The sequence below is a fragment of the Variovorax sp. UMC13 genome (genome assembly GCF_014170375.1).
GTDB lineage: Bacteria > Pseudomonadota > Gammaproteobacteria > Burkholderiales > Burkholderiaceae_C > Variovorax.
Genome location: NZ_LZZW01000042.1, coordinates 85374 through 97243, shown reverse-complemented (window position 1 = coordinate 97243; position 11870 = coordinate 85374). Strand labels below are relative to the sequence as shown.

Genomic DNA, 11870 nt, shown 5'->3' with positions numbered 1-11870 from the left:
ACCTTCAACGCACCCTCGGGCATCGTCTCGAAGATGGACGAGAAGAACCACCACCTGCACAAGAGCGTGTTCATCGGCGAGATCAAGGCCGACGGCCAGTTCAACGTGGTGTGGAAGACGCCGGGCCCGGTCAAGGCCAAGCCCTGGAGCCCGTACATCGAAGGCAACGACAAGAAGCCGGATCAGCCTGCGGGCAAGTCGATGTAAGTGTGTTTCTCCCTCCCCCGGCGGGGGAGGGAGAAACACACTTACATCGACTTGCCCGCAGGCTGATCCGGCTTCTTGTCGTTGCCTTCGATGTACGGGCTCCAGGGCTTGGCCTTGACCGGGCCCGGCGTCTTCCACACCACGTTGAACTGGCCGTCGGCCTTGATCTCGCCGATGAACACGCTCTTGTGCAGGTGGTGGTTCTTCTCGTCCATCTTCGAGACGATGCCCGAGGGTGCGTTGAAGGTCTGGCCGGCCATGGCGGCGATCACCTTGTCGGTGTCGGTGGACTTGGCCTTCTCCACCGCCTGCTTCCACATGTGGATGCCGATCCAGGTGGCTTCCATCGGGTCGTTGGTCAGCGGCTTGTCCATGTGGCCCGGGATCTTCTTGGCCTTGGCGTAGTCGCTCCACTGCTTGATGAAGGCGGTGTTGGTCGGGTTCTTGATCGACATGAAGTAGTTCCAGGCGGCCAAGTGGCCCACCAGCGGCTTGGTGTCGACGCCGCGCAGCTCTTCCTCGCCGACCGAGAAGGCGACCACCGGCACGTCCTTGGCCTTGAGGCCGGCGTTGCCCAGTTCCTTGTAGAAGGGCACGTTGGAGTCGCCGTTGATGGTCGACACCACGGCCGTCTTGCCGCCGGCCGAGAACTTCTTGATGTCGGCGACGATGGTCTGGTAGTCGCTGTGGCCGAAGGGGGTGTACTTCTCGTCGATGTCGGTGTCCTTCACGCCCTTGCTCTTGAGGTAGGCGCGCAGGATCTTGTTGGTGGTGCGCGGGTAGACGTAGTCGGTGCCCAGCAGCACCCAGCGCTTGGCGCCGCCGCCTTCCTTGCTCATCAGGTAGTCGACCGCCGGAATGGCCTGCTGGTTGGGCGCGGCGCCGGTGTAGAACACGTTCTTCGACAGCTCCTCACCCTCGTACTGCACGGGGTAGAACAGCAGGCCGTTCATTTCCTCGACCACCGGCAGCACCGACTTGCGCGACACCGAGGTCCAGCAGCCGAAGATCACCGAGACCTTGTCCTGGCCCAGCAGCTGCTTGGTCTTCTCGGCGAACAGGGGCCAATTGGAGGCCGGGTCGACGATCACGGGCTCGAGCTGCTTGCCCATCACGCCGCCCTTCTTGTTGATGTCCTCGATGGCCATCAGCACCGTGTCCTTCAACACGGTCTCGGAGATCGCCATCGTGCCCGACAGCGAGTGCAGCACGCCGACCTTGATGGTGTCGGCGGCGAATGCGGGCACAGCGGAGAGGCTGGCCAGCGCGACGGCGGCGGTGAGCGCCTGGAGGGTGAAACGGCGTTGCATGGTGGGACTTCTCCTCGGAGTTGGACTTGGAACCCTTGCCGCCATCGGGATGACGTGCGGCACTGGAACGAAGTCTCTTCGGGACCGGGGAAGTCAGAAATACGCCGGGTGGCGTACAGGCGGCTCAGGGCCGCTGGGCGAACTGCTGTTCGGCGAAGGCCCAGACCAGGCGCGAGGCATCGGGCCCGCTCGCGTCGCTGAAGGCCTGGCTCGCCAGGCCGCCGCTCCAGGCGTGGCCCAGCCCGGCGATCTCGCACAGCCGCACCGGCGTGCGGCCGTCGCGCGCGTAGTCGGTGATGCGCATGGGCCGGCGCTGGCCGCGCTGCAGCGTGCGTTCGACGCCGACGGTCGCGCCGGTCGCGGTGGCCCAGACCGCGGCGGTGGCGCCCGCGTTGCCCGCGCTCACCACCGTGTCGGCATCACCGTGCAGCACCAGCAGTGGCGGCAGGCTGGCGCCCACCGCGGCCGCGCCGATCGCCTTGCCCACGGCCGTGACCGACACCACCGGCGTGCGCCGCCCGCGCATCGCGCCCAGCGCCGTGGCCGAGGACTGCGCCGCGCCCGGCGCCACGCCCGAATGCATGGCGACGGCCCTGAAGCGCGCCGGGAAATGCGTGGCCATCAGCACCGCCATGCTGGCACCGGCCGACAGGCCCGCGATGGCGATGCGCTCGCGGTCCACCGGATGGAACAGGCAGACCTGGTCGACCGCGGCCATCAGGGTCACGGCCTCGGCGCGGGCCTTGCCCGAGCGGGTGTCGTACCAGTTCCAGCAGCCCTGCGGGTTCGCCAGGCGGTCCTGCTCGGGATAGAGCACCAGGAAGCGCTCGCGCGTGGCGAGCCGGTTCATGCGGGTGCTGGCGGCGAAATCACGGCCGGTCTGGCCGCAGCCGTGCAGCATCACCAGCAGCGGGATCTTCTCGCCGGGCGCGAGCTGCAGGCCGGGCGGCCGGTAGAGGTGGTAGCGCCGCGCACCGGCCGGGCCGACCGCGAGGCCCGCGAGCCAGTCGCCGGGGCCGGGCGGCGGCTTGTTCTGCTGCTCGGCGGCGTGCTGCATCCGGGCCGCCATCTTCTTGCCCGTGCCCAGCGTGGCCTTCGTGAGCGCCTTCAGGTTGCGGGTGTAGGCACGCGTCAGCGCCGAGGAGGTGGAACGTCTGGCCATGGGCGCACGGTAGCAGCTTCCGCCGGTGCCCGATCGTCTACCCTGTTGCGCCTCAGTAACGCTCGGGCACGTACATCGCCGCCGGCACCGGCTGGCGCAGGTAGTCCGGGTTGCGCACCCGGGCCGGCAGATCGACCGGTGCATGCAGCACCTCGCGGTAGGGCAGCTGGTCGAGCAGGTGGGCGATGCAGTTCAGCCGCGCCTTCTTCTTGTCGACCGCCTGCACCACCCACCAAGGTGCCTCGGGGATGTGGGTGCGCTCCAGCATCGTCTCCTTGGCCTTGGTGTATTCCTCCCAGCGGCGGCGGCTTTCCAGGTCCATCGGGCTCAGCTTCCACTGCTTGAGCGGGTCGTGGATGCGGCCCAGGAAGCGCAGGTGCTGCTCGTCGTCGGTGATCGAGAACCAGTACTTGATCAGCGTGATGCCCGAGCGGACCAGCATGCGCTCGAAGTCGGGCACGGTGCGGAAGAACTCCTCGTACTCGTCGTCGGTGCAGAAGCCCATCACATGCTCGACGCCGGCGCGGTTGTACCAGCTGCGGTCGAACAACACCATCTCGCCGGCGGCCGGCAGGTGGGCCACGTAGCGCTGGAAATACCACTGGGTGCGTTCGCGGTCGTTGGGCGCGGGCAGCGCGGCGACCCGGGCCACGCGCGGGTTCAGCCGCTGGGTGATGCGCTTGATCACGCCGCCCTTGCCGGCCGCGTCGCGGCCCTCGAACAGGATCACCACCTTCTGCTTGCTGTGCTGCACCCAGTCCTGCAGCTTGACCAGCTCGCCCTGGAGGCGGAACAGCTCGCGGAAATAGGCCGCGCGGGCCGCCTTGTCGATGCCGACGGGCGCGCCGTCCTCGTCGACGTTGCGGTCCTCGATCTCGAGCTCCAGCTCCTCGTCGTAGCTGTCGACCAGGTCGCGGGCGATGCGGCGCATCAGGTCTTCGTGGTCGGGGTGTGCATTGGGCAGGGACATGGCGTGGGCTCTGAAGGAGGTGAAGGGATGCTGACGAGCCGTTGTGACGGCGACATGACACTTTCCCGACACTGACATGCGGCTGTCACATTGGCGCGCAAGCATCGGCCTCTCCTCCTTGTCCGACATGCGCTCTTGACCATGACAACGCCCGGCACCGGCCCGGCCGCCCTGCAAACCGGCCCCGACGATGCCGGCCTGATCTGCGCCTACCTGTTCGACGGCCCGGACGGCGGCGGCGCGGCGCGCGCGGTCGACGCGGCCGAGGCCGCGCAGTGGCTGGCCGGCGAAAAAACGCCGGCGGCCTTCCTCTGGCTGCACTTCAACCTCAACCACACCCAGGCCGAGCGCTGGATGCTGCGCCACGCCGGCCTGAGCGACACCTTCTACGAAACGCTCAAGGACGGCACCCATTCGACCCGCATCGAGCGCGACGAGGACGCCCTGATCGCGGTGGTGAACGACGTGCACTTCGACTTCGGCTTCGAGCCCTCGGACATCGCCACGCTCTGGGCCAGCGTCGGGCCGCAGCTGGTGGTCACGGCCCGCACCCAGCCGCTGCGCACGGTGGACGCACTGCGCACCGCGGTGCGCAACGGCCAGTCGCCGCGCTCCAGCGTGGCCCTGCTGGAACAGCTGATGCGCACCCAGGCCGACGGACTGGTCGACATCGTTCGCGGCGTGACCACCCGCATCGACGGTGTCGAGGACGAGCTGCTCAGCGGCCGCCTCGACCACAAGCGCGCCCGCCTGGGCGTGCTGCGCCGGCTGCTGGTGCGGCTGCAGCGGCTGCTGGCGCCCGAGCCGGCCTCGCTGTTCCGGCTGCTGCAGCACCCGCCGGCCTGGATGGCCGAGGACGACGTGCAGGAACTGCGCGGCGCGACCGAGGAGTTCTCGGTGGTGCTGCGCGACATGCAGGGGCTGCAGGAACGCATCAAGCTGCTGCAGGAGGAGATCGCGGCCAGCGTCAACGAGGACAACGGCCGCAGCCTGTTCGTGCTGACGGTGGTGACCGTGCTGGCGCTGCCGATCAACATCCTGGCCGGCCTGTTCGGCATGAACGTGGGCGGCATCCCGCTGGCCGACCATCCGCACGGCTTCTGGATCGTGGTGACCATCGTGCTGGTCTTCACCGTCGTGGCGGCCTGGCTGGCGCTGCGCCGCAAGGACGGCTGAGGCGCGCGGCCGGAGCGCCGCGCAGGGTTGTCGCGGGCGTGCCCGGCGGCCTTTGAGGCGAAGGCCTAAAATCGGGGCGTGCCTTCCATCCTCAACGCCGACCTGCACTGCCACTCCGTGGTGTCCGACGGCACGCTCACGCCCGAAGCGCTGGCCGAACGGGCGGCCGCCAACGGCGTCGAGCTCTGGGCCCTGACCGACCACGACGAGATCGGCGGCCAGCACCGCGCCATCGCCGCGGCCCGGGCCCACGGCATGAAATACCTGACCGGCGCCGAGATCTCCGTGACCTTCGCCGGCGAGACCGTGCACATCGTCGGCCTGGGCTTCGACCCCGACGACGCCGGCCTGCGCGCCGGGCTGCTGGCCACGCGCGGCGGCCGCGGCGTCCGGGCGCAGGAGATGTCCGAGGGGCTGGCCAAGGTCGGCATCCTGGGCGCCTACGAGGGCGCGCTGCGCTTCGTGGGCAACCCCGAACTGATCTCGCGCACGCATTTCGCGCGCTTCCTGGTCGAGAGCGGCGTCTGCAAGGACACGCCCGAGGTGTTCCGCAAGTACCTGACCGAAGGCAAGCCCGGCTACGTGCCGCACCGCTGGGCCACGCTCAAGGACGCGGTGCACTGGATCACCGAGGCCGGCGGCATCGCGGTGGTCGCGCACCCGGGCCGTTACAACTTCACGGCCAACGAGGAGCATGCGCTCTTCACCGAGTTCCAGGCCCACGGCGGCCGCGCGATCGAGGTCGTGACCGGCAGCCATGCGCCGGCCGAATACGTCGAGTACGCCGAGAAGGCGATCGAATACGGCTTCGCCGCCTCGCGCGGCAGCGACTTCCACAGCCCCGACGAGAGCCACATGGACCTGGGCAAGCTGCCCTGGCTGCCCGGCACGCTGACCCCGGTCTGGGAACTACTCGAAGACCGCATTCAGTGAGCGCTGCGCAGGAAGACGCCGCGGCGCACACCCCCTCGCGCCCCACCCGCGACCTGGCTTCGGAGCGCATCCTCGCGGGCATCGGCCTGGTGATGGTCGCGGTGGCCTGCTTCGCCACGCTCGACACCGCCACCAAGATCTCGATCACCGCGGTGCCGATCCTGATGGGCGTCTGGTTCCGCTACGCCTTCCAGGCGGTGGCCACCACGCTGGTGCTGCTGCCGCGCCACGGCACCGCGCTGCTGCGCACCCGCCACCCGAAGTACCACGCGCTGCGCGGCGCGCTGCTGCTCACGACCAGCATCTTCGCCTTCTTCAGCCTGCGCTACATGCCGCTGGCCGAGTTCACCTCGATCGTGCTGATCGCGCCGCTGGCGGTCACGCTGCTGGCGGCCACGGTGCTCAAGGAGCAGGTGTCGGTGCTGCGCTGGACGCTGGTGGCGGGCGGCTTCCTGGGCACGCTGGTGATCCTGCGTCCGGGCGGCGGCGCCTTCAACTGGGCGGTGCTGCTGCCGCTGGGGCTGGTGGCGAGCAACGCCTGCTTCCAGGTGCTGACCAGCAAGCTGGCGCAGACCGAGAACCCGCTGACCATGCACTTCTACACCGGCTGGGTCGGCACGCTGCTGGCGTCGGTGGCGCTGCCCTTCGTCTGGCAGGCCCTGCCCTCGTGGCACTGGTGGGCGCTGCTGGGCCTGATGGGGCTGACCGGCACGGTCGGGCATTTCATGCTGATCCTGGCCTACCAGCGCGCCCCGGCCTCCACGCTCACCCCCTATCTCTATGCCCAGATCGCCTTCGCGATGCTCGGTGGCTGGCTCATGTTCTCCCAGGTGCCCGACGTGGTGTCGCTGGTCGGCATGGGCATGATCGCCATCTGCGGCGCGGCCGGCGCCTGGCTGACGGTGCGCGAGCGCCGTGTCCCGATCGAACCAGTGGAAGGCTGACCCCATGGCGCAATTCTTCGAAGTCCATCCCGAGAACCCGCAGCAACGCCTGCTCAAGCAGGCCGTGGCGCTGCTCGAGCGCGGCGAGGTGATCGCGGTGCCGACCGACTCCAGCTACGCGCTGGCCTGCCACCTCGACGACAAGGACGCGGTCGACCGGCTGCGCCGCATCCGCCAGGTCGACGACAAGCACCACCTGACGCTGCTGTGCCGCGACCTGAGCGAACTGGCCAACTACGCCAAGGTCGACAACAAGCAGTACCGGCTGCTCAAGGCCGCGACGCCCGGGCCCTACACCTTCCTGCTCGAGGCGACCAAGGAAGTGCCGCGCCGGGTGAGCCATCCGCAGCGCAAGACCATCGGCCTGCGCGTGCCCGACCACAAGGTGCTGGGCGAGCTGCTCGCGCTGCACGGCGCGCCGCTGCTCGCGACCACGCTGATCCCGCCGGGCGAGACCGAGCCCCTGAACGACGCCCAGCAGATCCGCGAGCGCTTCGAGAAGCAGATCGGCGCGGTGATCGACGCCGGCGCCTGCGCCTCCGAGCCGACCACCGTGGTCGACCTCACGCCCATGGGCACCGGCGACGATCCGGTGGTGGTGCGCCAGGGCCGGGGCCCGGTGGCGGTGCTGGGCCTGTGAGGCCCGGCCGGGCCGGCCAGCGCGTCGGGAGCGTCTGAGACAATCGCCCGGTGGATATCTCCAACCTCGTTCAAACCGTCCTGATCTACGCCTTGCCGGTGGTCTTCGCGATCACCGTGCACGAAGCGGCCCACGGCTATGCGGCCCGGCATTTCGGCGACAACACGGCCTATGTGCTCGGCCGCGTGACGCTCAACCCGCTCAAGCACATCGACCCGGTCGGCACCATCCTGATGCCGCTGATGCTGTATTTCGCGACCTCGGGCGCCTTCCTGTTCGGCTACGCCAAGCCGGTGCCGGTCCAGTTCGGCCGGCTGCGCAACCCCAAGCGCGACATGATCTGGGTCGCGCTGGCCGGGCCGGCCTCCAACTTCGTGATGGCGATCGGCTGGGCGCTGCTGCTGGTCGGGCTGCTGGCCGCCGGCATCAATGAAACCTTCTTCCTCAAGATGGCGCAGGGCGGCGTGCTGGTCAACCTGGTGATGTGGGCCTTCAACCTGTTCCCGCTGCCGCCGCTCGACGGCGGCCGCGTGCTGGCCGGCCTGCTGCCGCGCGGCGGCGCCCAGACCCTGCTGATCCGCATCGAGCCCTACGGCTTCTTCATCGTGATGGCGCTGGTGCTGGCGGGTATCGTCAGCACCTGGTGGCTGCAGCCGCTCATGGCCTTCGGCTCGCAGGCCATCGGCCTGCTGATCTCGCCGCTCACCGCGCTGTTGCGCTAAGCCCGATTCGTTCCCCGTCATGACCACCTCTTCTCCTTCTCCCGCCACCCTCCGCGTCCTCACCGGCATCACGACCAGCGGCACGCCGCACCTGGGCAACTACGTGGGCTCGGTGCGCCACTCGGTGCGCTTCAGCCGCCGGGCCGAGGTGCAGAGCTTCTACTTCCTGGCCGACTACCACTCGCTGATCAAGGTCGACGACCCGGCCCGCATCCAGCGCTCGACGCTGGAGATCGCCGCCACCTGGCTGGCCTGCGGCCTGGACCCCGAGCGCGTGACCTTCTACCGCCAGTCGGACATCCCCGAGATCCCCGAACTCAGCTGGTTCCTGACCTGTGTCACCGGCAAGGGCCTGCTCAACCGCGCCCATGCCTACAAGGCCTCGGTCGACAAGAACACCGCCAAGGGCGAGGACCCGGACGCCGACGTGAGCGCCGGCCTGTTCATGTACCCGGTGCTGATGGGCGCGGACATCCTGATGTTCAACGCCCACAAGGTGCCGGTGGGCCGCGACCAGGTCCAGCACATCGAGATGGCGCGCGACATGGCGCAGCGCTTCAACCACCTCTACGGCGAGCACTTCACGCTGCCCGAAGCCGACATCGACGAGGCGGTGGCCACCCTGCCCGGCCTCGACGGCCGCAAGATGAGCAAGAGCTACGACAACACGATCCCGCTGTTCACGCCGCGCGCCCAGCTGCAGAAGCTCATCGGCAGCATCGTGACCGACTCGCGCGCGCCGGGCGAACCCAAGGACACCGAGGGCTCGGCGCTGTTCCAGATCTACCAGGCCTTCGCCGACGCCGAGGAAACCGAGGCCCTGCGCCGCGCCTTCGCCGACGGCATCGCCTGGAGCGAGGCCAAGCAGACCGTGTTCGAGCGCATCGACCGCGAGATCGCGCCGCTGCGCGCGCGCTACGAGGAACTGATCAACGACCCGGCCCAGATCGAGCGCATCCTGCTGGCCGGCGCCGAGAAGGCGCGTGCGCTGTCGCGCCCCTTCATCGGCCGGCTGCGCCACGCGGTGGGCCTGCGCAAGCTCGAGACGCCGGCCGCGGCCGCCGCCCCGAAGGCCGCCAAGACCGCCAAACCCGCCTTCAAGCAATACCGCGAGAGCGACGGCCGCTTCTACTTCAAGCTGCTCGACGCCGACGGCACGCTGCTGCTGCAGAGCCGCGCCTTCGCCTCCCCCCAGGAAGCCGGCCGGGCCATCGGCACATTGCAGGCCGATCGCGGCGCCGCGCTGGCCGCACTCGCCGAACAGCTGGAACCGGTTGACAATGCGGGCTTGCGTGCGGCGACGGACGCATTGGAGGTGCTGGCCCGGTTGGCCAGCGGTGGTTAAACCAAGAATCAACGCGAGAGACCGCCACCCCAGGCCGCGCGTGCACAAAGAAAGCAAACCATGAGCATTTACGTCATCGACGATCATCCCCTGATGCGCGACGCCATCGTGATGGTGCTGCGCCGCCTTCGGCCCGCCGAGAACATCGTCGAGCTGGAACGGCTCGACAAGCTGACCAACGCGGTCAAGCAGCACGGCATGCCCGACCTGTTCTGCCTGGACCTGAAACTGCCCGACACCACCGGCTGCTCGGGCGTGATCGCGGTCAAGCAGATCTACCCCGACGTGCCGATCGCCGTGTATTCGGCTTCGCCGGCCGCCGACATGGAAGAGGCCTGCATCGAAGCCGGTGCCGACACCTACATCGAGAAGTCCGCCAGCTCGGCCGAACTGGCCGCGGTGCTGCGCGGCCTGCTGATGGCCGACGCCGAGGCCGAGGAATCGCTGGCGGCGTCCACCAGCAGCAAGCTGTCCAAGCGCCAGACCCAGCTGATCGCGATGCTCGACAAGGGCATGAGCAACCGCGACATCGCGGCCGAACTGGAGATCAGCGAGCACACGGTGAAGGTGCACCTGTGGCGCCTGTTCCGCCGGCTGGGCGTGAAGAGCCGGACCCAGGCGCTGCACCATGCGCGCAACCACGGCTTGCTGTCGACTTCTTGATTCCCCCCCGAAGGCGGGGCGCACTTCGTGTCGCTTCGCCCTCCCCCCTCCGGGGGCGACACCGGCGGCCCGGCGGAGCCGCTGCACTTGGCTCTCCCCCGAAGGCGGCGCGCACTGCGTGTCGCTTCGCCCTCCCCCTCCGGGGGCGACACCGGCAGCCCGGCGAAGCCGGTTCTGCGGTGTCCCTGGAATTGAAAATGCCCTCTGTCGAGGGCATTTTTGTTTCTATTCGGCCTTCTTAGCCGACGGCGCCGGAGATCCGGGTCTGGGCCTGGGATTCGTCGGCGTCGTTCAGCGCCACGCGGAACACGCTGCCGCGGCCGAGGCGGGAGCGGACGCTCACGGGGTGGCCCAGCGCGTGGGACAGGCGGGCCACGATGGCCAGGCCGAGGCCGAAGCCGTCGGAGGTGCCGGCATGGTCGGCCACCTTGTAGAACTCCAGGAAGACGTCGCGCAGGTGCTCGCGCGCGATGCCGATGCCGGTGTCCCACACCTCGACCCGCAGGCCGTCGGGGGTCTGGCGCGACGCCAGCAGGATGCCGCCTTCGCTGGTGTACTTGATGGCGTTGGCCAGCAGGTTGCCGATCATGCGGCGCACCCGGATCGGGTCGGTCAGCACCGTGCCGCGGCTCACATGGACCCGGAAACGCAGGCCCTTGGCCTCGGCCACGGGCCGGTACTGCAGCTCCAGGTCGTGCAGCAACTGGCCCACGTCCACCCGCTCGATGTGCAGCCGCACCTGGCCCGAGTCGATGCGCGCCAGGTCGAACAGCGAGTCGAAGAGCGCGTTCACCGCATGGGTGGCACGCACGATCTTCGGCGCGATCTCCTGCACCAGTTCCGGCTCGTTGCGCAGCCAGTCGGCATACAGCGAGAGCGCCAGCACCGGCTGGCGCATGTCGTGCGCGGCGCTGGCCAGGAAGCGGTTCTTCATGGCCACGGCCGAGACCGCGGCCTGGCGCTGCTGGGTCAGCGAATTGATCAGGATGTGGTTGTGGAACAGCAGCTCGAAGCTGTTGCGCGCGGTCTCGTGGATGCGGCGCCCGGCCCGCAGCAGCAGCCACCAGTGCAGCACCGGCAGCAGCAGGAAACCGTAGTGGAAGTGCGGCCGCTGGAAGTTCATCTCGACCACCCGGAAGGCCACCGCGCTCATCATCGTGATGAACAGCACGTTGACGTAGCGGCGCAGCAGCGGCGGGTAGAGCGCCAGCCCGTTGAGCGGGAAGGTGGCGACGCCGGCCACGATGAGCCAGCTCATGAACTGGTTCACGATCGGCGTGCGCTCGAAGAAGATCAGGATCGACAGGCCCCAGGCGAAGGCGCTGGTGCCCCACAGCCAGCGGTAGCGGTCGACGAATTCCTGCTGCGAGACCGAGTCCTTGTCGGCGTAGTCGCGCATGTAGCGGCGCTCGCCCCAGACGCGGCAGCCGGTGGCGGCGATGCCGATCGCGAGCCAGACGAAGAGCTGCCACTGCGGCACGTGGCCCCAGCTCAGGCCGATCATGGCCGGCATGAGCGCGGCCGCCAGCAGGTAGGACCCGCGGGCCGCGCGCATCAGGCTGCGGATGAGCTCGCCGCGCACCCACGGCTCGGCTTCGTCCACTGTCGCGGGGGCCGGCGTCAGACTCGCGAAGGACGAGTTGCCGAGACCCACGAACGACGAATTACCCTTCATGGCTCACACCCTCTGTCTGTCTGACTGGCCCTTGAGAAATGCCCCTTGCGGAGGGCCTGGCGTGGCGAGATTCTAGGGGCAGCGCGGCGCTTCGAAGGCCGCATGATCTCCGGGTGCTCGCCG

The 11870-nt window shown here is 68.9% G+C and carries 12 protein-coding genes; 8 read left to right on the top strand and 4 right to left on the bottom strand.

The window, feature by feature from the left end:
- On the top strand, positions 1 to 207 hold a 207-nt coding region (locus A9977_RS33785; RefSeq protein WP_183029281.1), incomplete at its 5' end, for a transporter substrate-binding protein.
- Positions 208 to 248: 41 nt separating this feature from the next.
- Here A9977_RS33785 and urtA read toward each other — a convergent pair.
- From urtA to ppk2, 3 genes are all read right to left on the bottom strand, one after another.
- Complete coding sequence (gene urtA, locus A9977_RS33780) at positions 249 to 1517, bottom strand: urea ABC transporter substrate-binding protein (protein WP_183029280.1); 1269 nt, start codon at positions 1515 to 1517, stop codon at positions 249 to 251.
- Positions 1518 to 1641: 124 nt separating this feature from the next.
- A complete protein-coding gene (locus tag A9977_RS33775) occupies positions 1642 to 2679 on the bottom strand; it encodes a PHB depolymerase family esterase (RefSeq protein WP_183029279.1) in 1038 nt (345 codons plus the stop codon).
- 52 nt (positions 2680 to 2731) lie between these two features.
- On the bottom strand, positions 2732 to 3649 hold the full coding sequence (ppk2, locus tag A9977_RS33770; RefSeq protein WP_183029278.1) for a polyphosphate kinase 2: 918 nt from the start codon (positions 3647 to 3649) through the stop codon (positions 2732 to 2734).
- 141 nt (positions 3650 to 3790) lie between these two features.
- Here ppk2 and A9977_RS33765 point away from each other — a divergent pair, with 141 nt between their 5' ends.
- From A9977_RS33765 to A9977_RS33735, 7 genes are all read left to right on the top strand, one after another.
- Positions 3791 to 4825 (top strand): transporter, encoded by a 1035-nt coding sequence (locus tag A9977_RS33765; protein WP_183029277.1) that lies wholly within the window; start codon positions 3791 to 3793, stop codon positions 4823 to 4825.
- Between the two features lie 78 nt (positions 4826 to 4903).
- The gene (locus A9977_RS33760) at positions 4904 to 5758 is read left to right on the top strand and encodes a 3',5'-nucleoside bisphosphate phosphatase (RefSeq protein WP_183029276.1); all 855 of its coding nucleotides are present in this window, start codon (positions 4904 to 4906) and stop codon (positions 5756 to 5758) included.
- A complete protein-coding gene (locus A9977_RS33755) occupies positions 5755 to 6702 on the top strand; it encodes a DMT family transporter (protein ID WP_405054726.1) in 948 nt (315 codons plus the stop codon). The genes A9977_RS33760 and A9977_RS33755 overlap by 4 nt, the downstream gene beginning before the upstream one ends.
- Positions 6703 to 6706: 4 nt before the next feature.
- Positions 6707 to 7342 (top strand): L-threonylcarbamoyladenylate synthase, encoded by a 636-nt coding sequence (locus A9977_RS33750; RefSeq protein WP_183029275.1) that lies wholly within the window; start codon positions 6707 to 6709, stop codon positions 7340 to 7342.
- A gap of 50 nt (positions 7343 to 7392) precedes the next feature.
- Complete coding sequence (locus A9977_RS33745) at positions 7393 to 8064, top strand: site-2 protease family protein (RefSeq protein WP_183029274.1); 672 nt, start codon at positions 7393 to 7395, stop codon at positions 8062 to 8064.
- Positions 8065 to 8083: 19 nt separating this feature from the next.
- A complete protein-coding gene (locus A9977_RS33740; protein ID WP_183029273.1) occupies positions 8084 to 9409 on the top strand; it encodes a tryptophan--tRNA ligase in 1326 nt (441 codons plus the stop codon).
- 60 nt (positions 9410 to 9469) lie between these two features.
- Positions 9470 to 10072, top strand: coding sequence for a LuxR C-terminal-related transcriptional regulator (locus A9977_RS33735; RefSeq protein WP_183029272.1), 603 nt, complete (start codon positions 9470 to 9472; stop codon positions 10070 to 10072).
- A 238-nt stretch (positions 10073 to 10310) separates the two neighbouring features.
- On the opposite strand, the gene A9977_RS33730 is transcribed toward A9977_RS33735, so the two are convergent.
- A complete protein-coding gene (locus tag A9977_RS33730; protein WP_183029271.1) occupies positions 10311 to 11747 on the bottom strand; it encodes a HAMP domain-containing sensor histidine kinase in 1437 nt (478 codons plus the stop codon).
- Positions 11748 to 11870 lie beyond the last annotated feature (123 nt).